At 70.1% G+C, this 25,986-nt stretch carries 28 protein-coding genes; 14 read left to right on the top strand and 14 right to left on the bottom strand.

The window, feature by feature from the left end; translation table 11 throughout:
* The first annotated feature begins 156 nt into the window (after positions 1-156).
* Positions 157-810 carry a DUF1345 domain-containing protein gene (locus AC57B8_RS06220; protein WP_070062606.1) on the top strand — a complete coding sequence of 218 codons (654 nt, stop codon included), beginning with the start codon at positions 157-159 and terminating at the stop codon, positions 808-810.
* A 6-nt stretch (positions 811-816) separates the two neighbouring features.
* Here the strand turns inward: AC57B8_RS06220 and AC57B8_RS06215 are convergent, their stop codons facing one another.
* From AC57B8_RS06215 to AC57B8_RS06205, 3 genes are all read right to left on the bottom strand, one after another.
* Positions 817-1,779: a DMT family transporter gene (locus tag AC57B8_RS06215; protein ID WP_496478978.1), complete on the bottom strand. Its 963-nt coding sequence runs from the start codon at positions 1,777-1,779 to the stop codon at positions 817-819.
* A 76-nt stretch (positions 1,780-1,855) separates the two neighbouring features.
* Positions 1,856-2,353: a methylated-DNA--[protein]-cysteine S-methyltransferase gene (locus AC57B8_RS06210; protein ID WP_062469816.1), complete on the bottom strand. Its 498-nt coding sequence runs from the start codon at positions 2,351-2,353 to the stop codon at positions 1,856-1,858.
* Positions 2,350-3,954 carry a DNA-3-methyladenine glycosylase 2 family protein gene (locus AC57B8_RS06205; protein WP_496478977.1) on the bottom strand — a complete coding sequence of 535 codons (1,605 nt, stop codon included), beginning with the start codon at positions 3,952-3,954 and terminating at the stop codon, positions 2,350-2,352. The genes AC57B8_RS06210 and AC57B8_RS06205 overlap by 4 nt, the downstream gene beginning before the upstream one ends.
* Before the next feature lie 110 nt (positions 3,955-4,064).
* Here AC57B8_RS06205 and AC57B8_RS06200 point away from each other — a divergent pair, with 110 nt between their 5' ends.
* Positions 4,065-5,447: a phosphomannomutase/phosphoglucomutase gene (locus AC57B8_RS06200; RefSeq protein WP_496478976.1), complete on the top strand. Its 1,383-nt coding sequence runs from the start codon at positions 4,065-4,067 to the stop codon at positions 5,445-5,447.
* 7 nt (positions 5,448-5,454) lie between these two features.
* On the top strand, positions 5,455-6,849 hold the full coding sequence (locus AC57B8_RS06195; protein ID WP_496478975.1) for a 3-deoxy-D-manno-octulosonic acid transferase: 1,395 nt from the start codon (positions 5,455-5,457) through the stop codon (positions 6,847-6,849).
* A gap of 26 nt (positions 6,850-6,875) precedes the next feature.
* Here the strand turns inward: AC57B8_RS06195 and AC57B8_RS06190 are convergent, their stop codons facing one another.
* The 4 genes from AC57B8_RS06190 to AC57B8_RS06175 form a co-directional block, all read right to left on the bottom strand.
* Positions 6,876-8,405, bottom strand: coding sequence for a TolC family outer membrane protein (locus tag AC57B8_RS06190; protein ID WP_062469804.1), 1,530 nt, complete (start codon positions 8,403-8,405; stop codon positions 6,876-6,878).
* A gap of 24 nt (positions 8,406-8,429) precedes the next feature.
* Positions 8,430-8,783, bottom strand: a complete 354-nt coding sequence (locus tag AC57B8_RS06185; RefSeq protein WP_070062458.1) for a rhodanese-like domain-containing protein — start codon at positions 8,781-8,783, stop codon at positions 8,430-8,432.
* A 16-nt stretch (positions 8,784-8,799) separates the two neighbouring features.
* A complete protein-coding gene (locus tag AC57B8_RS06180) occupies positions 8,800-9,477 on the bottom strand; it encodes a protein-L-isoaspartate O-methyltransferase family protein (RefSeq protein ID WP_496478974.1) in 678 nt (225 codons plus the stop codon).
* Positions 9,478-9,571: 94 nt separating this feature from the next.
* Positions 9,572-10,249: a TetR/AcrR family transcriptional regulator gene (locus AC57B8_RS06175; protein WP_487848212.1), complete on the bottom strand. Its 678-nt coding sequence runs from the start codon at positions 10,247-10,249 to the stop codon at positions 9,572-9,574.
* Between the two features lie 103 nt (positions 10,250-10,352).
* Here AC57B8_RS06175 and msrA point away from each other — a divergent pair, with 103 nt between their 5' ends.
* From msrA to AC57B8_RS06145, 6 genes are all read left to right on the top strand, one after another.
* Positions 10,353-10,904: a peptide-methionine (S)-S-oxide reductase MsrA gene (gene msrA, locus AC57B8_RS06170; RefSeq protein ID WP_496478973.1), complete on the top strand. Its 552-nt coding sequence runs from the start codon at positions 10,353-10,355 to the stop codon at positions 10,902-10,904.
* Between the two features lie 52 nt (positions 10,905-10,956).
* Positions 10,957-11,319, top strand: coding sequence for a hypothetical protein (locus tag AC57B8_RS06165; RefSeq protein WP_496478972.1), 363 nt, complete (start codon positions 10,957-10,959; stop codon positions 11,317-11,319).
* An 83-nt stretch (positions 11,320-11,402) separates the two neighbouring features.
* Entirely contained in the window at positions 11,403-13,499 is a 2,097-nt protein-coding gene (locus tag AC57B8_RS06160; protein WP_496478971.1) for a TonB-dependent receptor, read from the top strand.
* Between the two features lie 43 nt (positions 13,500-13,542).
* A complete protein-coding gene (locus AC57B8_RS06155) occupies positions 13,543-14,493 on the top strand; it encodes an AEC family transporter (protein ID WP_139702887.1) in 951 nt (316 codons plus the stop codon).
* Between the two features lie 133 nt (positions 14,494-14,626).
* Positions 14,627-15,010: a hypothetical protein gene (locus tag AC57B8_RS06150; protein ID WP_496478970.1), complete on the top strand. Its 384-nt coding sequence runs from the start codon at positions 14,627-14,629 to the stop codon at positions 15,008-15,010.
* Entirely contained in the window at positions 15,010-16,224 is a 1,215-nt protein-coding gene (locus AC57B8_RS06145) for an OmpA family protein (RefSeq protein ID WP_496478969.1), read from the top strand. The genes AC57B8_RS06150 and AC57B8_RS06145 overlap by 1 nt, the downstream gene beginning before the upstream one ends.
* 7 nt (positions 16,225-16,231) lie before the next feature.
* Here AC57B8_RS06145 and pdxH read toward each other — a convergent pair whose 3' ends face one another.
* Positions 16,232-16,888 (bottom strand): pyridoxamine 5'-phosphate oxidase, encoded by a 657-nt coding sequence (gene pdxH, locus AC57B8_RS06140; protein ID WP_354343788.1) that lies wholly within the window; start codon positions 16,886-16,888, stop codon positions 16,232-16,234.
* Positions 16,889-16,917: 29 nt separating this feature from the next.
* On the opposite strand from pdxH, the gene AC57B8_RS06135 reads away from it, so the two are divergent.
* On the top strand, positions 16,918-17,487 hold the full coding sequence (locus AC57B8_RS06135; protein ID WP_496478968.1) for a nucleotidyltransferase family protein: 570 nt from the start codon (positions 16,918-16,920) through the stop codon (positions 17,485-17,487).
* A gap of 17 nt (positions 17,488-17,504) precedes the next feature.
* Here AC57B8_RS06135 and AC57B8_RS06130 read toward each other — a convergent pair whose 3' ends face one another.
* Positions 17,505-18,044 (bottom strand): superoxide dismutase family protein, encoded by a 540-nt coding sequence (locus AC57B8_RS06130; protein ID WP_095949020.1) that lies wholly within the window; start codon positions 18,042-18,044, stop codon positions 17,505-17,507.
* Positions 18,041-18,736, bottom strand: a complete 696-nt coding sequence (locus tag AC57B8_RS06125; protein WP_447746317.1) for a gamma-glutamylcyclotransferase — start codon at positions 18,734-18,736, stop codon at positions 18,041-18,043. Before AC57B8_RS06125 ends, AC57B8_RS06130 begins: the two co-directional genes overlap by 4 nt.
* A gap of 135 nt (positions 18,737-18,871) precedes the next feature.
* Between AC57B8_RS06125 and AC57B8_RS06120 the strand changes: the two genes are divergently transcribed.
* The 4 genes from AC57B8_RS06120 to AC57B8_RS06105 all read left to right on the top strand — a co-directional run bounded on the left by AC57B8_RS06120 (position 18,872) and on the right by AC57B8_RS06105 (position 22,862).
* The gene (locus tag AC57B8_RS06120) at positions 18,872-19,423 is read left to right on the top strand and encodes an OmpA family protein (protein WP_447746314.1); all 552 of its coding nucleotides are present in this window, start codon (positions 18,872-18,874) and stop codon (positions 19,421-19,423) included.
* A gap of 200 nt (positions 19,424-19,623) precedes the next feature.
* Positions 19,624-21,453 (top strand): phosphogluconate dehydratase, encoded by a 1,830-nt coding sequence (edd, locus tag AC57B8_RS06115; protein ID WP_492699298.1) that lies wholly within the window; start codon positions 19,624-19,626, stop codon positions 21,451-21,453.
* A gap of 42 nt (positions 21,454-21,495) precedes the next feature.
* Complete coding sequence (gene eda, locus AC57B8_RS06110) at positions 21,496-22,131, top strand: bifunctional 4-hydroxy-2-oxoglutarate aldolase/2-dehydro-3-deoxy-phosphogluconate aldolase (RefSeq protein WP_496478967.1); 636 nt, start codon at positions 21,496-21,498, stop codon at positions 22,129-22,131.
* A 2-nt stretch (positions 22,132-22,133) separates the two neighbouring features.
* Positions 22,134-22,862: a haloacid dehalogenase type II gene (locus AC57B8_RS06105; protein ID WP_496478966.1), complete on the top strand. Its 729-nt coding sequence runs from the start codon at positions 22,134-22,136 to the stop codon at positions 22,860-22,862.
* 12 nt (positions 22,863-22,874) lie between these two features.
* On the opposite strand, the gene AC57B8_RS06100 is transcribed toward AC57B8_RS06105, so the two are convergent.
* The 4 genes from AC57B8_RS06100 to AC57B8_RS06085 all read right to left on the bottom strand — a co-directional run bounded on the left by AC57B8_RS06100 (position 22,875) and on the right by AC57B8_RS06085 (position 25,978).
* The gene (locus AC57B8_RS06100; protein ID WP_496478965.1) at positions 22,875-23,444 is read right to left on the bottom strand and encodes a DUF1697 domain-containing protein; all 570 of its coding nucleotides are present in this window, start codon (positions 23,442-23,444) and stop codon (positions 22,875-22,877) included.
* Positions 23,445-23,469: 25 nt separating this feature from the next.
* Positions 23,470-23,883, bottom strand: a complete 414-nt coding sequence (gene gloA / locus AC57B8_RS06095; protein WP_070062472.1) for a lactoylglutathione lyase — start codon at positions 23,881-23,883, stop codon at positions 23,470-23,472.
* Positions 23,884-23,942: 59 nt separating this feature from the next.
* Complete coding sequence (locus AC57B8_RS06090; RefSeq protein ID WP_496478964.1) at positions 23,943-24,623, bottom strand: glutathione S-transferase family protein; 681 nt, start codon at positions 24,621-24,623, stop codon at positions 23,943-23,945.
* Positions 24,624-24,724: 101 nt separating this feature from the next.
* Entirely contained in the window at positions 24,725-25,978 is a 1,254-nt protein-coding gene (locus AC57B8_RS06085; protein WP_496478963.1) for a hypothetical protein, read from the bottom strand.
* Between the last annotated feature and the right edge of the window lie 8 nt (positions 25,979-25,986).

Raw genomic sequence — 25,986 nt, 5'->3', positions numbered from 1 at the left:
GGGCATGTGCATGGCGCAATGCCTCCGGGCTGAGGCTCCCTGAAACCGCATCACCTTAGTGACGCGGCATCGCGCCGCGCATGCGCCGTTGGCCGATGTGCCTGTAGGAAATTGCCGATCGCGCGCCGATGCATGTCGCGGCGCTACAGTCCGCCCATGCGCGAACACCTTTCCACCACCACCGGTCCCCAACGTCTTCTCTACGGGGCCGCGGCGGCCGTCGCGGTGGCGCTCGTGCCCTGGCCGATGGGCCTCACGGCGCGCGCGCTGGCCGGCTGGTGCGCGGGTGTGGCGGTGTACCAGGTGCTCAGCTGGTGGCTGGCCGAGACCTTCGACGCCCAGCGCACGCGCGAGCGCGCACAGCAGCTGGACCAGCCCAACGTCGTGATCCTGGTGTCGATGCTGGTGGCGGTGGGCGTGAGCGTGGTCGCCATCGCGATGCTGTTGCAGCAGGTGCGTCAGCTCAGCGGCTGGGCGCGCGGCGCGCACGTGGCGCTGGGGCTGGTGGCGCTGGCGGGCTCGTGGCTGATGATGCACACGATCTACGCCTTCCACTACGCGCACCGCTACTACATCGACCGCAAGGACAGCGCCTCCGACGGCGGGCTCGACTTTCCGGGCAAGGAGGCGCCCGACTACTTCGACTTCATGTACTACGCCTACGTGATCGGCATGACCTCGCAGGTGTCGGACGTGCAGGCCACCTCGCACGAGATGCGGCGCATCACGCTGGTCCACAGCGTGCTCGCCTTCGCCTTCAACATGCTCGTGCTGGCCCTGTCGGTGAACGTGGTGGCCGGCGTGGTCTAAGAAGGCTCAGCCCGCGGCCTTGCGCAGCGACGGCAGCTTGACGATGCCGGTCGACAGCGCCACGCCGCACACGATCACGAAGGCGCAGATCAGCATCCACTGCGTGATCTGCTCGCCCAGGAACACGGCGCCGTAGAACAGCGCAAACACCGGCACGAGGAAGGTCACGGTGAGCGCGCGGGCCGGGCCGGCGCGTTCGATGAGCCGGAAGAACAGGATGTAGGCCACGCCCGTGCAGGCGATGCCCAGCGCCAGCAGCGCTGCCCACGCGCGCAGGCTGGGCATCTGCGCGGGCCAGAGCCAGATCGCGGGCAGCGCGAGGAACAGGCTGGCGCCGATCTGGCTGCCGGTGGCCGTGGTCAGCGCGGGCACGCCCGACAGGTGGCGCCGCGTGGCGCTGGCCGAGATGCCGTAGCACAGGCACGCCGCCAGGCAGGCCAGCACGGCCCACAGCGCGGCGTGGTTGCTGGCACCGGCATGCAGGCCGGCACTGCGGCTGGCGAGCATTGCGACGCCCGCGAAACCGATCACCAGCCCGACGAGGCGCGAGCCGTTCGGCCGCTCGCGGAACCAGGCCCAGGCCACCAGCGCGCCGAACATCGGCGTGGTGGCGTTGAGCACCGCCGCCAGGCCGGTGTTGATGGTCAGCAGCGCGAAGCAGAACAGCGCGAAGGGCATGCCCGAGTTGAAGATGCCGACCGTGAGGCTGGCCTTCCAGTGCTTCGCGATCGACGGCCCCTGGCCGCGCAAGAGCGCGATCGGCAGCAGGAACAGCGCCGCGATGGCCACGCGCACGGCGGCCGTCGGCAGCGCGCCGAACTCCGCCGCGCCGATGCGCATGAACAGGAAGGAGGCGCCCCACAGCGCGCCCAGCAGCACGAGATCGACGAGCCACGCCTTCGGTGCGAGCGCGGCGGGAGCGGGCGAAGGCGAGGGAGCGACGGTGGTGTTGTTGTTCGTTGTGGTCATGCGTCTCTTTGGGGAATGGCGCGTGGCGCCATCCAGAGGATGTCGCCACGCGCCATGGGCGGTGTTTTCTTCTGTCTTACTTGCCGGTCTCGAGTTCGAGCAAGGCGGTCTTGCGCTCGAGCCCGCCAGCGTAACCGGTCAGCGAGCCGTCCGCACCGAGCACGCGGTGGCAGGGCACGATCACGCTGATCGGGTTGCGCCCGACCGCCGCGCCGACCGCGCGCACCGCGGCCGGGTTGCCCACGCGCTGGCTCAGCGCGCCGTAGGTTGTGGTCTCGCCGGCCGGGATGGCCAGCAGCGCCTGCCACACGCCCTGCTGGAAGGCGGTGCCGTGCGACAGGTCGAGCTGCATGTCGAAGTGGCTGCGGCGGCCCGCGAAGTAGTCGCGCAGCTGCGCGGCGGCCTCGACCAGCGCGGGGTGGTCGTCTTTCGTCTGCCAGCCCGTGGTGTCGGGCCAGTGGCGCTGGTGGTCGAACCAGACGCCGGCCAGGCCCTGGTCGGTGGCGGCCATCGTGACGCCGCCTAGCGGCGTGTCGGTGTGCGAGGTGTAGATGACGGTGCGTTTGAATTTCATGGTCTTTCAGGCACGGGGCCTGCCGTTGCGAGGTCGGAAGAAGTGGCGGTCGGCGCGGCGGCCGATGCCGGTTCGGCGGGCGCGGGCGGCGTGTGCCAGGCCCGCAGCACCGCGTAGCTGCGCCAGGGGCGCCAGGCCTGCGAGGCCTCGCCCGCGGCGCGCGCGGTGGTCACGCCCAGCGCCTTCTGCAGCGCCACGTCGCCGGCGGGAAAGGCGTCGGGCCAGCGCAGCGCGCGCATCGCGATGTACTGCGCGGTCCAGGCGCCGATGCCGGGCAGTTCCTGCAGTGCCGCGAGGGTGGAGGGCACGTCGGCGCCCGCATGCAGCGCCAGCCGGCCCGAGGCCACTTCGCGCGCCACGGCCTGCAGCGCGGCCTGCCGCTGGCGCACGATGCCCAGCTGCCCGAGCGCATCGCCGCTGGCCGCTGCCAGCGCGGCGGGCGTGGGGAAGAGGCGGCTCAGGCCGTCGATGGGCGTGTCGATCGCGTCGCCGAAGGCCTCGACCAGCCGCGAGCCCAGCGTGCGCGCCGCGGCCACGGTGATCTGCTGGCCCAGCACCGCGCGCACCGCGAGCTCGAAGCCGTCGACCGTGCCCGGCACGCGCAGCCCGTCGCCGTGCGGAAAGGCCGCATGCAGCGCGGCGTTGATGGCCATCGGTTCGGCGTCGAGGTCGAACAGCGCGCGTGCGCGGCTGATGACGATCGGCAGCACCGCGGCCAGCGAATCGCTCACGGCCAGCAGCACCTGCTCGCGCTCGAGGTCGAAGCGCAGCTGCAGCCAGCCGGCGTGCGTCTGCCCGCCTTGTTGGACGCGCAGGGTGCGCGCCAGCCGCACGTAGGTGGGCGTGCTGCCCTTGGCGGGCTCCTTGCCGTCGGCGGTGTGCACGGTCTCGACGCCGCGCAGCGCGCGCCGTGCGAAGAAGCCGAGCATGGCGTTCGCGTCGTAGGGCGGGCGAAAGCCCAGCCGCACCTCGATGGCCTTGCCTTCTCCGCCTTCGGTGCCGCCCGCGCGGCGCAGTGCGCTCGGGTTGAGCCCGTAGTGCTCCACGAAGGCCGCGTTGAAGCGCCGCACGCTCGCGAAGCCGCTGGCCAGCGCCACCTGCGTCATCGGCAGGCGCGTGTCGGCGATGAGCTGCTTGGCGGCCAGCAGGCGGCGCGTCTGCAGGTACTGCAGCGGCGACACGCCAAACTGCGCCTCGAAGATGCGCCGCAGGTGGCGGTCGCTCACGCCCAGGCGGGCCGCGATCTGCGCCGCGCCGGGGCCTTCCTCGGACCAGGCATCGGGCTCGTCAATGAGCCGCGCCGCCTGCAGCGCGAGGATGCGCGAGGCGTCTTCGGTCGACCAGCTGGCTGCGCGCGGCGCCAGCTCGGGCCGGCAGCGCAGGCAGGGGCGAAAGCCTGCTGCCTCGGCCTGGGCTGCGTGGCGGAAGAAGCGGCAGTTCTCGCGCCGCGGCAGCTTCACGCGGCACACCGGCCGGCAGTAGATGCCGGTGGAGGTCACGGCCGTGAAGAACGAGCCGTCGAAGCGCGCGTCGTGCGTCTTCATCGCCAGGTAGCAGGCGTCGCTCTCGAGCACTTCGGAGGGGGCGTGGGCGGTAGACATGGGGAAATGATACGGTTTCGACTCGTTTCAACTGGCCGTTTTCGGACATCGATGTCTACAACGCGTTGCCTACAATGCCCGACTCCGAACCAACAGTGACCCCGCCCTTCATGCAGCTCAGCGCATCGATCTTCAAGGCCTATGACATCCGCGGCGTCGTGCCCCTCAGTCTCGATGTCGAAGTGGCCGAGGCGCTGGGCCGTGCCTTCGGCAGCGCAGCACGCGCGGCCGGCGAGACCGCGGTGGCCGTGGGCCGCGACGGCCGCCTGTCGGGCCCGGCGCTGGTGGACGCGCTGATCGACGGCCTGGTCGCCACCGGCGTCGAGGTGATCGACATCGGCGCGGTCACGACCCCGATGCTGTACTTCGCGGCCCACACGCTGTGCACCAGCGGCATCCAGGTCACGGGCAGCCACAACCCGAAGGACTACAACGGCTTCAAGATGGTGCTGGCCGGCCGCGCGATCTACGGCGACGAGATCCAGGGCCTGCGCAAGACCATGGAAGACGGCAGCGCCACGCTGGCGCCCGGCGGCAGCGTGCGCAAGGTCGACGTGACCGAGGCCTACGTGCAGCGCATCGTGGGCGACATCAAGCTCGCACGCCCCATGAAGATCGTGGTCGATTCGGGCAACGGCATCGCGGGCGCGACCGCGCCGGCCATCTTCCGCGCCATCGGCTGTGACGTGGTCGAGCTGTTCAGCGAGGTCGACGGCAACTTCCCCAACCACCACCCCGATCCGAGCAAGCCCGACAACCTCCGGGACCTGATGGCCGAACTGGCCAAGGGCCAGGCCGAGCTGGGCCTGGCTTTCGACGGCGACGGCGACCGGCTGGGCATCGTCACCAAGGACGGCCAGAACATCTTCCCCGACCGCCAGATGCAGCTCTTTGCGCAGGATGTGCTCTCGCGCGTGCCCGGCGGCACCATCGTCTACGACGTGAAGTGCTCGCAGCGCCTGGCGCCGGCCATTGAGGCCGCGGGCGGCACGCCGATGATCTACAAGACCGGCCATTCGCTCATCAAGGCGAAGATGAAGGAAATCGATTCGCCGCTGGGCGGCGAGATGAGCGGTCACATCTTCTTCAAGGAGCGCTGGTACGGCTTCGACGACGGCACCTACGCCGGCTGCCGCCTGCTCGAGATCCTGAGCAAGCACCCGGACGCGAACGACGTGCTCAATGCGCTGCCCACCAGCTTCTCGACCCCCGAACTGAACGTTGCCTGCGCCGAAGGCGAGCCGCACGCGCTGGTCGCCCAGCTCGTGCAGAACGCGCGCTTCGACGCGCCCGCCCAGGTCTCGACCATCGACGGCCTGCGCGTGGACTGGCCCGATGGATTCGGGCTGATCCGCGCTTCCAATACCACCCCCGTGCTGGTGCTGCGCTTCGAAGGCCAGACCGAGGCGGCGCTCCAACGCATCGAGACCGAGATGCTTGCGGTGCTGCGAACGGTCAAGCCCGACGCCACGCTGGCCGCTGCTGCCCACTGAAGAACCTGTGCGTTCCCTGCTGCTTCGCCTCTACGGCGTCTTCACCACCGCCGTCCAACCGCTGGTCCGCCGCAAGCTGCGGCGCCGCGCCATCGCCGAGCCCGGCTATGCCGTGGCCGTCGAGGAGCGCTTCGGCCATTACGACGACGCCACCACCGGCTTTGCCCAGTGCTGGGTGCATGCCGTCTCGCTGGGCGAGACGCGCGCCGCCGCCATCCTGATCGCCGAGCTGCGGCGCCAGTACCCGGGCATTCCGATCCTGCTCACGCACGGCACCGCCACGGGCCGCGAAGAGGGCGCCAAGCTGCTCGAGCCCGGCGACACGCAGGTCTGGCAGCCGTGGGACACGCCGGGCGCCGTCGCCCGCTTTCTCGACCGCTTCCAGCCGCGCATCGGCGTGCTGATGGAAACCGAGGTCTGGCCCGAGATGGCCGCGGCCTGCGCCGAGCGCCGCATTCCGCTGGTGCTGGCCAATGCGCGGCTCAACGAGAAATCGCGCGCCGCGGCCGAACGGCTCAGCGGGCTGGCGCGGCCGGCGTACTCGGCGCTCGCCGCCGTCTGGGCGCAGACCGAGGCCGACGCGCACCGGCTGGTGTCGCTGGGCGCCAAGGTGGCCGGGATCTACGGCAACCTCAAGTTCGACGCCACGCCCGACGCGCGGCAACTGGCCACGGCCGTCTCGCTGCGCGAGCACCTGCCGCGTCCGATGGTCGTGCTGGCCAGCTCGCGCGACGGCGAGGAGCGGCTGCTGCTGGAGGTGCTCAAGCGCTTCGGTGCCACTTCGCCGGTGCCGCCCGAGCAGGGCGCGATCCGCTCGATCGCCAAGCGCGTGCACGACGTGCAATGGATGATCGTGCCGCGCCATCCGCAGCGTTTCGACGAAGTGGCGGCGCTCATCGAGGCCGAGGGCTTCGCGGTGGCGCGCCGCAGCGCGGCCGGCCAGCCGGCCGAGGCCGAGATCTGGCTCGGCGATTCGCTGGGCGAAATGGCGCTGTACTACGGCCTGGCCGACGTGGCCTTGCTCGGTGGCAGCTTCGAGCCGCTGGGCGGGCAGAACCTCATCGAGCCGGCGGCCTGCGGCTGCCCGGTGGTCATGGGCCCGTCGACCTTCAATTTCGCCGAGGCGGCGCAGCTGTCGCTCGCGGCGGGTGCGTCGCTGCGTGTCGAGGGCATGGAGCAGGCCGTGACCGCGGCGCTCAAGCTGGTCGAGAACCCGGAGCGCCGCGCCGTGATGGCGCAGGCCGCGCTGGCCTTTTCGTCGTCGAACCGTGGCGCGGCCGAACGCACGGCGGCGGCGGTGCTGGCGATTGCGCAGGCGGCGGAGCCGGTGGGAACGCCGGCGGCCGACGACGATGGCGCCCCGCCGCCCGAGGCGGTGCGGGCCGAACCCACGCTCGATTGAGATTGATGGAGTGACCCGTTGCCGGGTCAGCGCACCGGCGGGTTCAGGATCACCGGCGGCGGCGGTGCCGACGGCATCGTCGGCGCGGGCGGGTTGAACGGCTGCACCGGCACCGGCGGCACCACCGGAATGGCCGGCGGCGTCACGGGCACCACGGGCGCGCCCGTCGTCGCGGCAGGCACTGCAGGCGTGCTGCCGTTGCGCGCCAGCGTCGCGTTGATCGCGTTCATGTCGTCGGTCGTCAGCGTGCCATTGGCCTGGCGCAGCTTCAGGTTGCCCAGCAGCACGTTGTAGCGCGCCTGCGCCAGGTCGCGCTTGGTCTGGAACAGCTGGCTCTGCGAGTTGAGCACGTCGATGTTGATGCGCACGCCCACCTGGTAGCCCAGCTTGTTGGCGTCGAGCGCGCTCTGGCTGGAGGATTCGGCCGCTTCGAGCGCCTTCACCTGCCCCGCACCCGACACCAGCCCGAGGTAGGCCGCCCGCGTGGCCTGCGCCACGCTGCGGCGCGTGCCTTCGAGCACGCTGCGCGACTGGTCTTCGAGGGCCAGCGTTTCCTTGATGCGGTTCTCGGTGGCAAAGCCCGCGAACAGCGGCAGGTTGAACGTGACGCCGACCGTGGCGGCGTTGACGCGCGTGCCCACGGTGCTGGTGCTGGTGCCGGTCGGGTTGCGCGTGACGTTGTAGCCCAGGTTGGCGTCCAGCGTGGGCTTGTGGCCGGCCTGCGCCTTCTGCACCTCGAGCCCGGCCACGTCCAGGCCCAGGCGCGCCTGGCGGATCGCCGGATGCACCTCGTCGGCCTGCGCCACCCAGGCGTTGATGTCGGCGGGCTGCGCGGTCGGCAGCACGACCGGCGCGGCCAGCGGCACGGGCACGCTGCCCGGACGGCCGACCAGCTGGTCGAGCACCACCTTCTTGACCTGCAGGTCGTTCTCGGCGGCGATCTCCTGGGCAATCACGAGGTCGTAGCGGGCCTGGGCCTCGCGCGAGTCGGTGATGGTGGAGGTGCCGACCTCGAAATTGCGCTTGGCCGAGGCCAGCTGCTCGGCCACGGCGACCTTCTGCGCGCGCACCAGGGCCAGGCTGTCCTGGCTGGCGAGCACGTCGAAGTAGGCCTGGCTCACGCGCACGATCAGGTCCTGCTCGGCGATGGTGAGCACGGCCTGCGCCACTTCGGCCTGGCGCTTGCCCTGCTCGTAGGTGGCCCAGTTGGCGGGGCGGTACAGCGGCTGCGTGGCGTTGATGCCGACGTTCTGCGTGGTGAAGTCGCGCGAGGCGCTGCTGCCGCGGCCGGTGCCGGTCAGGGTGTCGATGTCCAGGTTGCTGCGGTTCACGCCCGCGGTGAGCCCGACGGCCGGCAGGATGCCGGCCTTGGCCTGCGCCGCACGCGCCAGGTTGGCCTCGTACTGGGCGCGGGCGCCCTGGTAGGTGGCATCGAAGCCGCGCGCGGAATCGTAGAGTTCGTTCAGTGTCTGGCCCTGGGCCGGCAGTGCGAGCAGGCTCGCAATGGCGCTTGCGAGGGCTGCGGAAAGAGGCAGAAGCCGGGGCCTGGGAGGCATTGAACGTCCTTGGGAGGGAAAGAATCAGTAGCGCGGCACGCTCGGGTCGTGCTGCGCGGACCAGGCGTCGATGCCCCCCGCCACGTTGGCGAGCGAGTCAAAGCCGTTCTGGTGCAGAAAAGCGGCCACGCGCTGGCTGCGGGCGCCGTGGTGGCACAGGCAGGCGATGCGGGGCGCGGGCTGTCCGTCGCCGGCGGCGAGTTCGGCCAGCCGGCCGGGAATCTCGTTCATCGGGATCGCGACCAGCGTGAAGCCCTGCGGCGCGACGCTCGCCGTCTGCAGCTCCCAGGGCTCGCGCACGTCGAGCAGCACGGGGGCGGCGTCGGCGTCCTGTGCGAACCAGGCGGCCAGGTCGGCGGGGCGGACTTGATCGATCATTCGGTGGGCCGCTCGATCAGAAGGCGAAGCGCGAGGGCTCGGGGAAGTTCAGCAGGCGCGGCGCCACGGTGTCCCAGGGCTGGATCGTCTCCCACTTGCTTTCGCTGGTGCGGGTCACGAAATGGGCGCGCATCATGGGCTCGTCGCCGACGATGGCCGACAGGCGGCCGCCGACCTTGAGCGAACCGAGCAGGTTCTGCGGAATGCGCGCAACCGAGCCGCTGAGCACGATCACGTCGAAGCTCGGGCCGCTGGCCAGCGGCACGGCGCCGTCGGCGTGGCGCACGTCGACGTTCGTCACGCCGTTGCTGCGCAGCGTGTCGGCGGCGCGGGCGGCCAGCACGGGGTTGATCTCGAGCGACAGCACCTGGGCCGCGCGGGCGCCGAGCAGGGCGGCCATGAAGCCGGAGCCGGTGCCGATCTCGAGCACCGATTCGTGCTTCTGGATGTGCAGGTCCTGCAGGGTGCGGGCCTCGACCTTGGGCGACAGCATGAATTCGCCGGGCACTGAGCCGTCGAGCAGGGGCAGTTCCATGTCGAAGAAGGACAGCGTGCGGTGCGCGTCGGGCACGTAGTCTTCGCGGTGAATCTCGGCCAGCAGCTCGAGGATGTCCGACTCCAGCACGTCCCAGGGACGGATCTGCTGTTCGATCATGTTGAAGCGCAAGCGCTCGAGGGTGGGCGTGGGGTTCATGGCGTGGCTTTCCTTGAAGGCTCTGGACGGGACAAACCTTCAATTTTAGGTCGCGCCGATGACGCCACCGCGCCAGTCGGCCATCCGGCGGGCGTCATGCGGGGCTCCCGGGGCGCACGCACAGGCCGTGAAGCACGGTTTCGCACTGGGTGGCGATGAATTTTTCGGGGTCGAGCGTGCTCACGCCGTCGACGCAGACCATGGCCGAATGCTTCCAGAGCATGAGGAACACCATGGGGGCGACCACCGAATAGATGGCGTGGTCGATGTCCATTTGCACGAACTCGCCGCGGTCGATGCCGCGTTGCAGGATGCGCCGCAGCAGCTCGTGGCCCGGGCGCACCACCTGCTCGCGGTAGAACTCCGCCAGCTCGGGAAAGTTGCCGCCTTCGCTCATCATCAGCTTGGTCAGGCCCGAGGCTTTGGTCAGGCCGACGCGCTCCCACCAGACGTTCATGCAGTAGCGCAGCATCTCGGCCGTCGTGCCCTCGAAGGCCTCGAACTCGGCGTTCCACTCTGTGAAACGGCCGCCGAGGTTTTCGATCACCACGGCCTTGAACAGCTCTTCCTTGCTCGGAAAGTACAGAAAGAGGGTGCCCTTGGACACGCCGGCGCGGGCCGCCACTTCTTCCGAGCGGGTGGCGGCAAAGCCCTTTTCGACGAACAGGTCCAGCGCCGCCGCCAGCAGCTCGCCCGGACGCGCCTCCTTGCGCCGCTCGCGCTTGGACGGCAGCGGGCAGAACTTGTCGACGAGGGAGCGGGGGGAGGCCATGGTGTTAATGACTGACGGGTTAGTAATGTAGTGACCGGCATCCGGCCCGTCAAGCCGCGACAATACCGGTCCCCGCTTTTTCCAACCCACCCGGAGCCGCGCCATGTCTTCCTCACCGTCGCCCACCGAAACCATCGTGCTCGGCGGAGGCTGCTTCTGGTGCACCGAGGCGGTGTTCGACCGGGTGCAGGGCGTGCTGGACGTCGAATCGGGCTACAGCAACGGCCAAACGGTGAACCCGAGCTACGAGCAGATCTGCACCGGCCGCACCGGCCATGCCGAGGTCGTGAAGCTCGAATTCGATCCGGCCCAGATCAGCCTGCGCGAGCTGCTCGAGATCTTCTTCGTGGTGCACGACCCCACCACGCTCAACCGCCAGGGCAACGATGTCGGCACGCAGTACCGCAGCGGCATCTACACCACGAGCGACGCCCAGAAAGAGGTCGCCGACGCCGTGATCCGCGAGATCGCGGCCAGCAAGACCTACAGCTCGCCCGTGGTGACCGAAGTGGCGCCGCTGGCCAACTACTCGACCGCCGAGGCCTACCACCAGGACTACTTCCTGAACCACCCGAACCAGGGCTACTGCGCGTTCGTGGTCGGCCCGAAGGTCGAGAAGTTCCAGAAGACCTTCGCTTCGCGCGTCAAGGCCTGAGTCTCTTCTTTCACGCCCTGTGTCCGCTACCCTGCGCCAGACCCCAACCCGCATGACGCGTGCCACCCGCGCGCTCATCGTCGCGCTGGCGTTCGCGCTCTGGTTTGCCGGCACGATGGGGCTCATGCACCGCTCGCTGCACGTGCCGGGCCTGCCCGCCGCTGCAGCGGCGGCGCAGGCACAGGCCGCGCACCGGCACGACAGCGGCCACACGCTGGCCAGCCTCTTCGGCGTGCACGACGACGCCGACTGCCGCCTGTACGACCAGCTCGCGCACGGCACGGGCGTGCCCGGCGTGCCGCTGGTGGTGCTGCCGATGCTGCTGCCGGCGGCCACGTTTGCTTATCTGCAGGGCGAAGCCATCGCCCGCTGGGTCGCGCTCTTCGATGCGCGCGGCCCGCCGTCCACTCGCTGAATCCCCCGTGTTCCGGTTGCCGCACCCCTTCGGGCGGGTGAGGGCGGCCGGTCGTTCCCCGATTCAACGAGTGTTCCTTCTTCATGACCCCCCAATTCCGTCGCAACGCCATCGGCGCTGCCGTTCTTTCGCTCGCCTCGGTGGCGAGCCTGGCCCAGACCGCCGACACTGCCGCCGCCCCAGCCGCTGACGCCTCCAGCCTGCGCGAGGTCACCGTCACCGGCAACCCGCTGGGCGCGAGCGACCTGATCGCGCCGACCACCTCGCTGTCCGGCGACCAGCTGCTGCTGCGCTCCGAATCGACGCTGGGCGAGACGCTGAACAACCTGCCCGGCGTGAGCAGCAGCTACTTCGGCCCCAATGCCAGCCGCCCCAGCATCCGCGGACAGGACGGCGACCGCATCCGCATCCTGCAGAACGGCGGCGGCGCGCCCGACGCCTCGGCGCTGAGCTACGACCACGCGGTGCCCGTCGACGCGCTGGTGACCGAGCGCATCGAGGTGCTGCGCGGCCCCTCGGCGCTGCAGTACGGCGGCAGCGCCGTGGGCGGCGTGGTCAACGTGATCGACAACCGCATCCCGACCGAGCCCATCAACGGCTTCGGCGGCCGTGCCGAGCTGGGCTACGCCAGCGGCAACAAGGAAAAGAGCGGCGGCGTGCTGCTCGAAGGCGGCAACGACCGCTTCGCCCTGCATGTCGACGCCTTCAACCGCGATTCGAAGGACGTGGCGGTGCCGGTCGACCTCGAATGCAGCAAGCCCGGGCGCCTGTCGCTCGCGCGCCGCATCTGCAACTCGCAGAACGAGGCGCACGGCGGCGCGGTCGGCGGCACGCTGTTCTTCAGCCAGGGCTGGATCGGCGCCTCGGCCAGCACCTACCGCAGCAACTACGGCACCGTGGCCGAGGACGACGTGACCATCGGCATGAAGTCCGACCGCTACGCGCTGGAAGGCGAGTGGCGCCCGGGCGGCTTCATCCGCAGCATCCACGCGAAGGTCAGCCGCACCGATTACCGCCACACCGAGTTCGAGGGCCGCGAGGCCGGCACCACCTTCTCGAACCTGAGCAACGACCTGCGCATCGAGGCGCGGCACGAGAAGATCGGCAACCTCGAGGGCCTCGTCGGCTTCAGCCGCGAGACCAACCGCTTCGCCGCCGACGGCTCGGAGGCCTTCGCGCCGCACAGCCGCACGCGCTCCAACGCACTGTTCCTGCACGAAGAGCTCGGCACCTCGTGGGGCCGCCTGAGCTTCGGCGCGCGCACCGAGAAGGTCACGGTGCGCTCGCTGGGCTACCCCGACGACCTGTCGGTGACGCGCTTCGCCATCGGCGAGCGCACCTTCAACCCGCACAGCGCGGCGTTCGGTGCGCTGGTCAACCTCACGCCGCAGTGGCAGCTGACCTCGAACCTGGCCTACACCGAGCGCGCACCGAAAGACTACGAGCTGCTCGCCAACGGCCCGCACGTGGCCACGGCGGCCTGGGAGGTGGGCGACCCGAACCTGGGCAAGGAAAAGTCCACCGGCTTCGACCTGGGCGCGCAGTGGAAGTCGGGCCCGAACACGGCCCGCGTGAACGCGTACGTCACGCGCTTTCGCAACTACATCGGCTTGACCGCGTCGGGCCGCACGCTCGACGAGGAAGGGCAGGTCGTCACCGACCCCGAAGCGACCGACACGCTGGCCGAGTACCGCTACGGCGGCATGCGCGCGCGCTTCACCGGCATCGAGGCCAACGGCAACCTGCGGCTGCTGGGCGCCGACGGCTTCGCGCGCATGGCCGACGCGGGCACGCTCGACCTCGAATGGCGCGGCGACATCGTGCGCGCCAAGAACCTCGACACCGGCGAGCCGCTGCCGCGCATCGCGCCGCTGCGCCTGGGCGCCACACTGGCCTACGGCAACGGGCCGTGGACCGCGCGCGTCGGCTTCGACTACAACGCGGCGCAGCGCCGGGTGCCGAGCGTGGGCGCGCGCGAGACGGACGCATACACGCTGTGGAACGCGTCCATCAGCTACCGCATGAAGGTGCAGCGCGCCAACCTCACCTGGTACGCGCGCATGGACAACATCGGGAACACGCTGGCCTACACGCCGACCTCGATCCTGACGACCACGGTGTTCCCGAAGGCGCCGCTGCCGGGGCGTTCGCTGAAGGTGGGGCTGCGCGTCACGTTCTGACGTTCCGACCTTTCGTGCGACGGGCGCGCGCTATCCTCGCCGGGTGAATTCGTTCGTCATTTCTTCCCTGCTGCCCGTCGTTCTCCTCATTGCCGCCGGCTACCTCGCCGGACGGCGCCGGTGGATCGGCGGCAATGCGGTGAAAGACCTGTCGAACCTCATCTTCCTGCTGCTCGCGCCCGCGCTGCTGTTTCGCGCCATGAGCACGGTGCACGTGCAGCAGCTGAGCCTGAAGCCCGTGGCGGCGTACTTCATCGCCTCGGGCCTGCTGTTCGCGGCCACGCTCGCGTGGCGCGGCTTCAACCGCACGGGCGCGGTGCTCGCGCTGGCCAACACCTACAGCAACACCGTGATGATCGGCATCGCGCTGATCGGCCTGGCCTACGGCGAGCCCGGCATGGTGGTGCTGCTCACGCTGATCTCGCTGCACTCGCTCGTGCTCATGACCAGCGCCACCGTGGTGCTTGAGCTGGCCGTGGCGCGCGAGCATGCGGCGGTGAGCGGCGCCGACCGGCGCTCCATGGCGCGCACCGTGGGGCGCGCGCTGCGCAACGCCATCATCCATCCGGTGCCGCTGCCGATCATTGCGGGCCTGCTGTTCGCGCAGACGGGCCTCGTGATGCCCGAGGTGATCGACAAGCCGATCCAGCTGCTGGGCCAGGCCTTCGGGCCGGTCGCGCTGGTGATGGTGGGCATCACGCTCGCGCTCACGCCCATCGGGCGCCACTGGCGCGGCGCACTGGTGCAGGCGCTGGTGAAGAACCTCGTGCACCCGCTGCTGGTGGCGCTCATCGGCTGGCTGCTGGGCGTGCGTGGCATCCCGCTCACCGTGATGGTGGTGGCGGCGGCGTTGCCCATCGGCGCCAACGTGTTCCTGTTCTCGCAGCGCTACCGCAGCGCCGAAGACCTGGTCACGGCCAGCGTCGCCGTGTCGACCGTGCTGGCGCTGGGCACGCTCACCCTGGTCATGGTCTGGGTGCAGTGGTTGCCCTGACGGCCCCCATTTCTTCCGCGCCTTTCGCGAACTTTTGCCCGACTGAGCGACAGCGCTAGCCCTATGCCGTTTGGCAGGGGTGGCCGTTTGGTGGGCTGGCGAGCGGCGTTCGCGCCCCTACATTTGCCGGCTGATGACGATCTACCCGGCGCGTGTTTCGCCCCTTGCCCTTGCAGTGACGGCGGTGGTCGCGACGGTGATCGCGCTGCACGGCGCACGCGCGCATGCGGCGGGCGAGGCCAAGCCGTGCCGAACGCCCTGCCTGGCCGTTCCCGTGCCGGTTGAGGCGCCACAGGCCAAGGAAGCGGAGCCCAAGCCCGCCGTCGTGCGGCCGGCGCCGAAGCCGCGCCCGCAGATCACCGCCACCGCAGCGCCGGCCCCGGCGCCCGAGGCGCATCGCGAGCCCGCCGAGCGACGCCCCGCGCCATCGAAACGCTGCAGCGAGATCAACATGCGCGCCGCCGTGGGCGAGCCGCTGTCGGACCAGGACATGACCATTTTGAGGAGCCAGTGCTGATGACCACGACCACCACGAACACCGCCGTCCCCCGAGCCTTGTGGCGCGTGCTGGCGATGTGCACCGCCGCGCTGTTGGCCACCGCCTGCGCGCACCGCCCCGCGCCCAGCAGCGCCATGCCCTTCGACCAGGCCGTCACCCAGGCGGTCGACGACCTCATGGTGCAGACCCAGAAACTGCCGGCCTTCCTGGCCAAGGTGGAGTCCACGCTGACGCAGCGGCGCATCGTGATCGACCCGCTGCTCGAAGGCGCCAGCGGCCAGCAGACCGAGGTGACGCGCGTGGCCGAGCAGCGCATCGTGCAGCGCATGCAGGCGCAGTTCAAGCAGTTCACCGTGACGCCCTTCAACGCCAACGAGATCGGCAACGCGCAGTACGTGCTCAACGGCACGCTGGTGCGCGACAAGGACGCCTCGGGCGCGCCGTACCGGCTGAACCTCGCCATGACCGAGATCAAGAGCGGCATGGTGATCGCGCAGTCGGTGGCGCGCATCAGCGACGCCTCGCTCGACACGCGGCCCACCGCCTTCTTCCGCGACAGCCCCGTGAACGGCAAGGACCGCGGCGTGGAAGGCTACATCCGCACCGCCGAGACGCCGGCCGGGCAGGCCGCCGACGCGCTGTACCTGGAGCGCCTGCCGACCGCCACGGTGCTGCAGGAGGCCACCGCCGCCTACGAGGCCGGCCGCATGAGCGAGGCCCTGAGCCGCTACGAGGCCGCGTCGAAGCGCGCCGACGGCCAGCAGCTGCGCATCTACAGCGGGCTGTACCTCACGCAGTCGCAGCTGGGCCGCACGGCCGACGCCGAGCGCACCTTCGGCACGCTGGCGCGGCTGGGGCTCGAGAGCAACAACCTGAGCGTCAAGTTCCTGTTCAAGCCGGGTTCGACCGACTTCCTGGCCGACCCGAAGATCAGCGCGGCCTACCCGATGTGGCTGCGCCAGATCGCGCGGCAGGCGGCGCAGATCGAGTCGTGCGTGGTGGTCACGGGCCACACGAGCCGCACGGGCTCGGAGGCGGTCAACGAGCGGCTGTCGCTGCAGCGCGCAACCAGCGTCAAGGCGCGGCTGGTGGGCGAGGCGCCGCCGCTGTCGAAGAAGCTGCGCGAAGCCGGCATGGGCTTTCGCGAGAACATCGTCGGCACGGGCGCCGACGATGCGAGCGACGCGCTGGACCGGCGCGTCGAATTCAAGGTCGCAACTTGCGAGGCTTGAGCCAGGGTCAGGGCGCGAGGCGTTCGCGCACCCAGTCAGCACCTTCGAGCCGGTAGCGCAGCCGGTCGTGCAGCCGGCTCTTGCGGCCCTGCCAGAACTCCCAGCGGTCGGGCACGAGCCGGAAGCCGCCCCAGTGCGGCGGACGCGGCGGCGAGAGCAGGTGCCTGGCGGCGTACACGGCGGCGTTCTTCACCAGCACGTCGCGCCCGCTGATCACTTCGCTCTGCGGACTGGCCCAGGCGCCGATGCGTGAATCGAGCGGGCGGCTGGCGTAGTAGGCGTCGCTCTCCTCGGCGCTGACGCGTTCCACGCGGCCCTCGATGCGCACCACGCGCTCCAGTTCGACCCAGTGGAACTGCAGCGAGGCATACGGGTTGCCCGACAGCTCGCGGCCCTTGCGGCTGTCGTAGTTGGTGTACCAGACGATGCCGCGCGCGTCGTAGCCCTTGATCAGCACGATGCGGCTGGACGGCCGCAGGTCGCTGCCCACGGTGCACAGCGTCATCGCGTTGGGCTCGGGGATGTGCGCGTCGACGGCCTCGGTGAGCCAGCGCTCGAACTGCTGCAGCGGGTCGGCGGCGCTGCGGGTCTCGTCGAGCTCGGCGCGCTCGTAGCTCTTGCGCAGCGCGGCCAGCGCGTCCTTGGAAAGAGGAGAAGAAGTCATGCCGGGATTGTTGCGCACATACTTCGCCCATGACGACAACCGAGACGAACGCCCCGACCGTGATCGTGCTGGCCTCGGGCCGTGGCGAGCGCTTCATCGCGGCCGGCGGCACGGGTTCCAAGCTGAAGGCGCTGCTCGCGGGCCGGCCGGTGCTCGAGCGCACGCTCGACGCGGTGCGCGCGAGCGGCCTGCCGTGGCACCTGGAAGACGCGGGTCACCCCGGCATGGGCGATTCGATTGCCGCGGCCGTGCGCGCCACGCCCCACGCTGCGGGCTGGCTGATCCTGCCGGGCGACCTGCCGTTGGTGCAGCCCGCGACGCTGCGGGCGGTGGCCGCCGCGCTCGGCGGGCGGGTGAATGCCGTGCAGCCGCAGTACCGGGGCGAGCGCGGGCATCCGGTGGGCTTTGCGGCGGGCTGCTGGGCGCAGCTGGCGGCGCTGGAGGGGAATCTGGGCGCATCGTCCGTCCTGCGTGCGATGCGTGCCATCGATTCGGTCATCGATCTGGCCGTGGACGATGCCGGCGTCGTGACCGACATCGACACGCCCGAGGCCCTGGCGCGGGCCGAGGCGCTCTGGCAGGCGCGCGTGGGCGCCTGACCACTCACGCTTTTTTCTTAGTTCTGGGCAACGACCGCGCAGAGCACGCGCGGGCCGGAGTTGCCTGCGGGCTGCGTCGTGAAGTCGTCGCGGTCGCGGTGCACCACGAGCGCGCGACCGCGCACGTTGTTGGCGGCGCCGTCGGTCAGCGAGATCGCGTGGTTCTCGACGCTGAAGCGCGCCACGCCGCTGGCGTCGGCCACGAGGCTGGGCAACTCGCCGGCATGGCTGCCGGGCGCGGAGAACTTGCCGTGCGTGCCGCCGGCCGGGTTGAAGTGGCCGCCCGAGGCGTTGCCGTTGTTGCCGCAGTCGCCCTTTTCATGGATGTGGAAACCGTGCTCGCTGCCCGGCGCCAGGCCGCGCACCTCGCCGGACACGCGCACGCCGTGGTCGAGTGCGGTGAGCGTCACCGAGCCGCGCGCGGGGTTGGGCGTGACGGCGGCGGTCGGCGTCAGCTCGACCGTGGTGCTCGGCTTGCCGCCCATGCTGCCGCAGGCGGCGAGCACGGCAGTGGCGAGGAGGGCGGTGCCAGTGGCGAGGAGACGGCGATGGATCATTGGTTTTCCTTATTGATGAACGGGGTGGAGGGTTGAGAGGACGCGGTGTCCGAAGACCCCGCAACGTATACCGGAGCCGGGGCTGTCCCGCAATCGGCGGGTGTCTGAAATGGCGGCTCGGCGGCCAGCGCCACCAGCCGGGCCAGCGCCGCGTCGTGGATCGCGTGGCGCTGCAGCTCGAGCAGGGTCTGGCGCGCGTAGTCGAGCGAGCTGCCGTAACGGCCCACGGCATTCGCGAAGATGTGGCGGTAGCGCTCGTCGCTGAGCTCGCCCGTGAAGTTGGGGCTGCGCCGTGACAGCGTGAAGGCCAGCGCGCGCACCGACCCTTCGGCGGTGCCGCATTGCAGCCACTTGGGGTCGTACACGCCGGTCGGCATCTCGCGCAGCCAGAGGCGCTTCAGCGTCTCCAGGCCCTCGGCCTTCGGCACGCGGAACACCACGCCTCGGCAGCTGCCGCCCGAGAGCAGCCCGAACACCAGGCCCGGCGTCTGCACGCTGCCGCGGTTGACGCGGCTCCACATCTTGAGCGCGCGGTGCCAGCCGTGCACCGAGGCCGCGCGCCGCTCCGCAAAGCCGAACTCGGGCCGCCAGATCAGTGAGCCGTAGCCGAACAGCCAGAGATCGTCGCGTCCGCCCCAGTCGGCGATCGCGCGTTCCAGCATCGGCTGCGGGTCGCGCAGCGGACGGGGCATGGGGTCGAGACCCGGCGGACCGGGGTCCGGCGCGCCGGCTGACACGGGGATGTCGGGGGTGGCGCCTACAATTTCGTGATCATGGTTCACCGCACCATTATTTACCGACCCCTTTCCTACGGAGACCGCGCTTCCATGAACAACGACGACAGCCAGCAGAATTTCGCCCTCGGCTTCCTGGTGGCATTGATCGCGCTCGTGATCATGTTCGTGATCGGCGTCGCCTTCTGGCACAAGGGCCTGGGCGCGACGGCCGCGCACGCCAAGCCCGCGGTCGCCGCTTCGGCGGCAGCGGCGCCGGGCGGCGCGGTGCAGGTGACCGAAGTCACCGAGACCGTCACCGTGGTGATCCCCGACGGTGCCAGCATCCGCGTGGTCGGCGGCGTGGTGAACTTCTACTTCGCGACCGGCAGCGCCGACCTCGCACCGGGCGCGGCCGAGGCGCTGGCCCTGGTCATCAAGGGCGTCGAGGGTGGCCGCAAGGCGGTGGTTTCGGGCTTCCACGACACCACCGGCGATGCCGCCGTGAACGAGGAACTGGCCAAGAAGCGCGCCCAGATGGTGCGCGAGGTGCTCGCAGGCCTGGGCGTGCCGGCCGAGAAGATCGACCTGCAGAAGCCCGCCGTCACCGCCGGATCGGGCAACAACGCCGAGGCGCGCCGCGTCGAGGTCCGGCTGGTCGACTGAGCGATCCGGCCTTCCGCATCCCCCAGCAAAAAACCCGGCATGGCCGGGTTTTTTTGTGCCTGCACGCGACCGGGTGCATGCCTGAGTAATTTCGTATCGTTCTGCGGCCGGATTTCATCGGGGCGTCGCGCTCGAATTGGTACGATGGGCCTCCAGGCCCACAGTCGCGCCGGCGACACGCAGCAAGAGCCAACTTCCCCATGAGCAGCACACACCCCACCGTCCGCGACGTCACCGATCGCATCCGCGCGCGCAGCCGCGACACGCGCAGCACCTACCTCACGCGCCTGGCCGAGATCCGCGCCCGCGACCGCGGCTCCGACCGCATGGGCTGCGCCAACGTGGCGCACGCCGTGGCCGGCATCCCGGCCAACGACAAGTTCAAGGTGGTGGCCGAGCGCGCGCCCAACCTGGGCATCGTCACGGCCTACAACGACATGCTCTCGGCCCACGCGCCGTACCAGGGCTACCCGGACATCATCAAGCACGAGGCCCGCCGCCACGGCGCCACGGCGCAGGTCGCGGGCGGCGTGCCTGCCATGTGCGACGGCGTCACGCAGGGCACACCCGGCATGGAGCTGAGCCTGTTCAGCCGCGACCTGATCGCCATGAGCACTGCGGTGGCGCTCACGCACGACATGTTCGACGGCGCCCTGATGCTCGGCGTGTGCGACAAGATCGTGCCGGGCCTGCTGATCGGCGCGCTGCACTTCGGCCACCTGCCCACCGTCTTCGTGCCCGCCGGGCCGATGCCCTCGGGCCTGTCGAACACCGCCAAGTCGAAGGTGCGCGAGCAGGCGGCGCAGGGCCTCGTGGGCCGCCAGGGCCTGCTGGAGGCCGAGATGGCCGCCTATCACACGGTCGGCACCTGCACCTTCTACGGCACCGCCAACAGCAACCAGATGCTGCTCGAGGCCATGGGCCTGCACGTGCCCGGCACGGCCTTCATCCAGCCCGGCGATGCCATGCGCGAGACGCTCACGCGCGAGGCGGTGCGATCGGTGCTCGGCAAGGCCAGCGACACGGCCTTCAACTGCCCGCCCATCGGCGAGATGGTCGACGAGCGCTGCATCGTCAACGCCATGGTCGCGCTGCTGGCGACGGGCGGCTCCACCAACCACCTGATCCACTGGGTGGCCGTGGCGCGCGCCGCGGGCATCCTCATCGACTGGGACGACTTCTCCCAGCTGTCCGACGTGGTGCCGCTGCTCACGCGCGTGTACCCCAACGGCAGCGCCGACGTGAACGAGTTCCAGGCCTGCGGCGGCCCGGGCTTCGTGATCGGCGAGCTGGTCGAGGCTGGCCTGATGCACGCCGACGTGCTCACGGTGCGCTCCGGCGGCATCCGCGAATTCGCCAACATCCCGTCGCTGGCCGGTGAGAACACGCTGCAATGGACGCCCGCTGCACCGCTGCAGAAAGAAGCCGTCACGCGCCCGGTGGCCAGCCCCTTCAGCGCCACCGGCGGCCTCAAGCTGCTCAGCGGCAACCTGGGGCGCAGCGTGATCAAGGTGTCGTCGGTGCCCGACGACCGCCATGTCATCGAAGCGCCGGCCCGCGTGTTCGATTCGCAGGCCGCGCTGCAAAAAGCGTTCACGGCCGGCGAGCTGGAGCGCGACGTGGTCTGCGTGGTGCGCTGGCAGGGCCCGCAGGCCAACGGCATGCCCGAGCTGCACAAGCTCACGCCGCCGCTGTCGGTGCTGCAGGGCAAGGGCTTCCGCGTGGCGCTGGTGACCGACGGCCGCATGAGCGGTGCCTCGGGCAAGATCCCCGCGGCCATCCACGTGTCGCCCGAAGCGGCCGCCGGCGGCCCGCTGGCCAAGGTGCGCGACGGCGACCTGATCCGCCTCGACGCCGTAGCGGGTACGCTCGCCGTGTTGCTGCCCGAAGACGAATGGGCTGCGCGCGAGACCGCGACGCTGTCCGACGCGCAACGCATCGCGGATGGGCACGGCCTGGGCCGCGAACTGTTCGCCGGCATGCGCCGCAACGCACTGACCGCCGAAGAGGGCGCCTGCACCTGGATGTGACGGGGCCCCACGTGGGCCGCAAGAAACTTTTGGAGCCATGAGATGACAGACAGACTCACCCCCCTCGACGTGATGCGCGACGCACCCGTCATTCCGGTCATCGTGCTGAACGACCTGAAAGACGCCGTGCCCCTGGCGCGCGCGCTGGTCGCAGGCGGCATCCGCATGCTCGAAGTGACGCTGCGCACGCCGCAGGCGCTGCAGTGCATCGAGGCCATCGCCAAGGAAGTGCCCGAGGCCGTCGCCGGCGCGGGCACCATCCGCAGCGCGGCCGACGCACAGGCCTCGGCGCTGGCCGGCGCCAAGTTCGGCGTGAGCCCGGGCTACACGCGCGCGGTCGGCAAGGCCTGCCACGACCTCGGCCTGCCGCTGCTGCCCGGCGTGGCCACCGGCAGCGAGATCATGACGGCGCAGGAAGACGGCTACACCCAGCTGAAGTTCTTCCCCGCGCTGCAGGCCGGCGGCCTGCCGATGCTCAAGGCCTGGCAGGGCCCGTTCGGCGACGTCACCTTCTGCCCCACGGGCGGCATCCATGCGGGCAACGCGGCCGAGTTCCTCGCGCTGTCGAACGTGGCCTGCGTGGGCGGTTCGTGGATCGTGCCGACCGACGCCATCCGCGACGGCGACTGGACCCGCATCGAGCAACTGGCGCGCGCCGCGAGCCAGCTGCCGCGCTGAGCATGTCGGCCGATTTCGACGCGGGCGACCTCAAGGTCATCGCGTTCGACGTGTTCGGCACGGTGGTCGACTGGCACAGCGGCATCGCGGCCGAGGTCGAGCGCGTGCTGCCCGGCGTGGACGGCGCGGCCTTTGCGCTGGCCTGGCGCGCCGGCTACCAGCCCGCCATGAAGGCCGTGATGGAACGCATCGCGGCCGGCGAGGGCGGCTTCACGCTGCTCGACGAGCTGCACCTGAGCATGCTCGAACAGGTGCTGCACGACTTCAGCCTGGCCGACCACCTCGACAGCGCCGCCAAGCGCGACCTGAGCCGCGCCTGGCACCGCCTGCCGGCCTGGCCCGATGCGGTCGAGGGGCTCACGCGGCTGAAGAAGAAGTTCACCATCTGCACGCTCTCCAACGGCAACATCGGCCTGCTCACCGAGATGGCCAAGCGCGCCGGCCTGCCCTGGGACTGCGTGCTGTCGGCCGAGGTGTTCAAGGCCTACAAGCCCGACCCGCGCACCTACCTCGGCGTGGCGGGCGTGTTCGACGCCACGCCCGGGCAGGTCATGCTCGCCGCGGCGCACCACGACGACCTGGCGGCCGCGCGGGTGTGCGGCCTGAAGACGGCGTACATCGAGCGGCCCTACGAGTTCGGCCGCAACCAGCCGAAGGACGTGTCGCCGCAGCCGGACAACAGCCTGCATGTGCGCGACATCGTCGCGCTGGCCGACCGGCTGGGCTGCTGATCGAGCAGTCGATCAGTCCGTGATGAGCTTTTCCACCGTGCGCAGGTTGCGCGTGGTGGTGCTCGACTTGTAGCGGGTCTTCGCGAGCAGCTTGGCCACCGGCGTCTCCAGGCTTTCGCCGCGCGGGCACTGCCAGTACAGCACGCCGTCTCCGCGCACCAGCTGCTCGACCTTGGCATCGACCGTGCCGGCTTTGTCCATGATCTCGTCGAGCATCGCGGCGTCGGAGCCGAACACGAGGTAGGGATGGTGCGTGTCGTCGATGCGTTCGAAAGGGTAGCTCGCGGCCATGTCGGCCACGCGCTGCTGTGTGCACAGCACGATCCACGCCTCGTAGCCGAAGCACTGGCGCAGCGCCTGCTCGATGCGCGTGCGCAGCGCGGCGGCGTCGGGCGCATCGGTGTTGAACAGCACGTTGCCGCTGGCGAGCACCGTGCGCACCGCGCCGAAGCCGAGTTCGTCGACGAACAGCGCCTTCAGGTCGGCGCTCTTGATCGTGATGCCGTTGACGTTCACGCCGCGCAGCAGGGCGACGTAGCGCGTCAGCGGCGCGTCTTTCTTCTTTGTCTTCGGGCTTGCCATGGCGTGGGGTGCGGCCCGAAACGGCTCAGCGCAGGCCGCCGCCCGCGGCGTTCTCGTTGCGCTGGATCAATTCAATCTTGTAGCCGTCGGGGTCCGTCACGAAGGCGATCACCGTCGTGCCGCCTTTGACCGGGCCGGCCTCACGCGTCACGTTGCCGCCGGCGGCCTTGATCTTGTCGCAGGCCGCGTAGGCGTCGGGCACGCCGAGCGCGATGTGGCCATAGGCGGTGCCGAGCTCGTAGCTCTCGGTGCCCCAGTTGTAGGTGAGCTCGATCTCGGCCTGGTCGGGGTTGCCGTTGCCGTAGCCGACGAAGGCGAGGCTGTACTTGTATTCGGGGTTTTCCGACGTGCGCAGCAGCGTCATGCCGAGCACCTGCGTGTAGAAGTCGATGGAGCGCTGGAGATTGCCAACGCGCAGCATGGTGTGGAGAAGTCGCATCTCGTGGGTCGTGTCGTTATGGGGGGAAGGGGGCTATTGTCGCCCTCTGCTTCTTGCGATCAAGCCGCCAGCGTCAGCAGGTGCGCTTGGTACTTCTTCAGGAAATCCATCAGGTGCCGTGGGTACTCGGGCACCACCGCCGCGCGCACGCTGGGCCGTGCCGCCAGCGCATGGCGCCAGGCATTCACCTTGGGCAGCGCATCGAACAGGTGCGAATCGCTGATCGCGTCGAACACCTCGAAGTAGCGGAACACCGGTGCGAACACCGCATCGACGAGGCTGAAGGCTTCGCCCGCGAAGTAGGGGCCTTGCCCCAGCGCGGCCTCGACGCGTTCGAACTTGGCGGCCAGCGCCTCGCGCTTCTGCGCGAACACGGCGGCGTCCTGCGTGGTCTCGTAGCCCCACAGGTCGGCGAGGACGGCCGAGCCGAATTCCATCCATGCGCGGTGCTGCGCACGTGCGAGCGGGTCTTCGGGGTGCAGGCGGACGCCGGGTTGCGTCTCTTCGAGGTACTCGCAGATCACGTTGCTCTCGAACAGCACGGCCTCGGTGCCGCCGGGGCGCTGCACCTTCAGCAGCGGCACCTTGCCCAGCGGCGAGATGTCGAGAAACCACTGGGGCTTGTTCGCGAGATCGATCACGACGCGCTCGAAGGGCACGTTCTTCTCGTGCAGCGCGATCGCGGCGCGTTGCACGTAGGGGCACAGCAGGTGGCTGACGAGGGTGAGGGCCTGGGTCATGGGGCGTTCCGTCTTCGAAGAAATGGGTGGTCGGATCGCCGCGATTCTTGCGGTCCTGAACAACCTTTTCTGGAAAAGCCCATTCGGGCGGCGCCCGGTTGCTACGGCTTGGGAAAGAGGTACGCGCCGGCCGCAGGTTTGAGAAGGGGCTTGAGTTCGGTGAACGGCAGCGCCACCGTGGTGCCGAGGCAGGCGCCGAGCGCGTGCGGCACGCCGCTGACCGCGACGGCCAGCGCATCGCGCCCGCGGGTGCGCTCGAAATGCAATGCCAGGTACTCGGGCCACACCTCGTCGCAACCCGTGGACTGCGGGTCTGCAGACGCGGCGGACTGGGGCCCACGTCCCTCTGCCTTCAGCTTCTTCCCGATCAGCGCCATGAGCGTCTTGCTCGGCGCGAACCCCTCCGGCGTCCTGGTGAACGCGCGGAACAGGCGTTCGAAGTCGAGGTACTCGCCACGGACCAGGTCGAGTGTGTAGGGCGCGTAGTGGTTGTGGGGATGGGCGCCGCCGCAGTCGGTGCTTCCCGATTCGACGACGCTCATCAGCGTCGGGCTGAGAAAGGTGACGCGCACCGATTCCGCGTCGTAGTTTCCCAGCGAGCCGGCCGCCGGGTGCGTCGCGGTGTAGAGGGTGGCCTTGCATTCGAGCGCGGCGAGGCTGAGCTGTCCGTGCCTGCGCGCGAGGATGGCGTTGACCTTCTCGACCATGCGCGCATCCGGGTGCCGGGTGAGCCGCGGATAGGGCAGGCGTGTGCGCGGATCGATGACCATGCGCCATGCCACCGCTCCGCTGACGTGCTCCGCGCCTTGCTTGAGCGGGGTCTGGAGCTTCAGGTGGTCGTAGGGCGCCGTCTCGATGGAAACCGGTGCGTCCGAAGCCGCGCCGGTGGTGTTGCCTGGCGGGATGGCGCGCGTCACTGGTGCGGTTGCGCCGGGACTCCGGTCCGGGTCGTATTGGCGAACTTGCTGAAGCTCGAACGCGACGTCCTTCTTGCCAGGGCCATCGCTCCAGCTTCCAGCAAAAGTGCCGTCAACCACCTGGCCGCGCCACGTCGGGCCCGGCTGCCGGGTCTGCGCATCTTCGAACAGCGGCGCGTTGCCGCCTTGTGCCGCGCGGTACATCGCCTCGCCCTGGATCGGGAGGGCTTCCACGAGCTTCGTCACCGGCCCGGAGAGCGGAATGTCGACGCCGTGGCGGCGATAGAAGTACCGCCCGCCGCCAGTGGCATTCACTTCGAGCACGACCTCGCTGGTGCCGAGGGTGCCTTGGTAGACCGCACGGACTTCTGCCAGGGCCGGCATCGCCGACCCGAGCAACGTCGCCCATGCGAGGAGGAGTCGGGTCGCCTTGTGCATCGGAGTGC

This window comes from Variovorax sp. BGA-UO-ETr-C22, from assembly GCF_059567965.1.
Note: the sequence above shows the minus strand (reverse complement) of the source record. Positions and strands in the feature narration are given on the sequence as shown.

Excerpts from the sequence above, each read along its gene's own strand:
- AC57B8_RS06200 (WP_496478976.1), top strand. The coding sequence starts at position 4,065 with ATGCAGCTCAGCGCATCGATCTTCAAGGCCTATGACATCCGCGGCGTC.
- AC57B8_RS06105 (WP_496478966.1), top strand. The coding sequence starts at position 22,134 with ATGTCGGCCGATTTCGACGCGGGCGACCTCAAGGTCATCGCGTTCGAC.
- AC57B8_RS06205 (WP_496478977.1), bottom strand. The coding sequence starts at position 3,954 with ATGTCTACCGCCCACGCCCCCTCCGAAGTGCTCGAGAGCGACGCCTGC.
- AC57B8_RS06130 (WP_095949020.1), bottom strand. The coding sequence starts at position 18,044 with ATGATCCATCGCCGTCTCCTCGCCACTGGCACCGCCCTCCTCGCCACT.
- AC57B8_RS06165 (WP_496478972.1), top strand. The coding sequence starts at position 10,957 with ATGACGCGTGCCACCCGCGCGCTCATCGTCGCGCTGGCGTTCGCGCTC.
- AC57B8_RS06180 (WP_496478974.1), bottom strand. The coding sequence starts at position 9,477 with ATGAACCCCACGCCCACCCTCGAGCGCTTGCGCTTCAACATGATCGAA.
- AC57B8_RS06220 (WP_070062606.1), top strand. The coding sequence starts at position 157 with ATGCGCGAACACCTTTCCACCACCACCGGTCCCCAACGTCTTCTCTAC.
- AC57B8_RS06125 (WP_447746317.1), bottom strand. The coding sequence starts at position 18,736 with ATGCCCCGTCCGCTGCGCGACCCGCAGCCGATGCTGGAACGCGCGATC.
- pdxH (WP_354343788.1), bottom strand. The coding sequence starts at position 16,888 with ATGACTTCTTCTCCTCTTTCCAAGGACGCGCTGGCCGCGCTGCGCAAG.
- edd (WP_492699298.1), top strand. The coding sequence starts at position 19,624 with ATGAGCAGCACACACCCCACCGTCCGCGACGTCACCGATCGCATCCGC.
- AC57B8_RS06190 (WP_062469804.1), bottom strand. The coding sequence starts at position 8,405 with ATGCCTCCCAGGCCCCGGCTTCTGCCTCTTTCCGCAGCCCTCGCAAGC.
- AC57B8_RS06135 (WP_496478968.1), top strand. The coding sequence starts at position 16,918 with ATGACGACAACCGAGACGAACGCCCCGACCGTGATCGTGCTGGCCTCG.
- AC57B8_RS06085 (WP_496478963.1), bottom strand. The coding sequence starts at position 25,978 with ATGCACAAGGCGACCCGACTCCTCCTCGCATGGGCGACGTTGCTCGGG.
- AC57B8_RS06185 (WP_070062458.1), bottom strand. The coding sequence starts at position 8,783 with ATGATCGATCAAGTCCGCCCCGCCGACCTGGCCGCCTGGTTCGCACAG.
- AC57B8_RS06215 (WP_496478978.1), bottom strand. The coding sequence starts at position 1,779 with ATGACCACAACGAACAACAACACCACCGTCGCTCCCTCGCCTTCGCCC.
- gloA (WP_070062472.1), bottom strand. The coding sequence starts at position 23,883 with ATGCGACTTCTCCACACCATGCTGCGCGTTGGCAATCTCCAGCGCTCC.
- AC57B8_RS06090 (WP_496478964.1), bottom strand. The coding sequence starts at position 24,623 with ATGACCCAGGCCCTCACCCTCGTCAGCCACCTGCTGTGCCCCTACGTG.
- AC57B8_RS06150 (WP_496478970.1), top strand. The coding sequence starts at position 14,627 with ATGACGATCTACCCGGCGCGTGTTTCGCCCCTTGCCCTTGCAGTGACG.
- AC57B8_RS06160 (WP_496478971.1), top strand. The coding sequence starts at position 11,403 with ATGACCCCCCAATTCCGTCGCAACGCCATCGGCGCTGCCGTTCTTTCG.
- AC57B8_RS06210 (WP_062469816.1), bottom strand. The coding sequence starts at position 2,353 with ATGAAATTCAAACGCACCGTCATCTACACCTCGCACACCGACACGCCG.
- msrA (WP_496478973.1), top strand. The coding sequence starts at position 10,353 with ATGTCTTCCTCACCGTCGCCCACCGAAACCATCGTGCTCGGCGGAGGC.
- AC57B8_RS06120 (WP_447746314.1), top strand. The coding sequence starts at position 18,872 with ATGAACAACGACGACAGCCAGCAGAATTTCGCCCTCGGCTTCCTGGTG.
- eda (WP_496478967.1), top strand. The coding sequence starts at position 21,496 with ATGACAGACAGACTCACCCCCCTCGACGTGATGCGCGACGCACCCGTC.
- AC57B8_RS06145 (WP_496478969.1), top strand. The coding sequence starts at position 15,010 with ATGACCACGACCACCACGAACACCGCCGTCCCCCGAGCCTTGTGGCGC.
- AC57B8_RS06100 (WP_496478965.1), bottom strand. The coding sequence starts at position 23,444 with ATGGCAAGCCCGAAGACAAAGAAGAAAGACGCGCCGCTGACGCGCTAC.
- AC57B8_RS06175 (WP_487848212.1), bottom strand. The coding sequence starts at position 10,249 with ATGGCCTCCCCCCGCTCCCTCGTCGACAAGTTCTGCCCGCTGCCGTCC.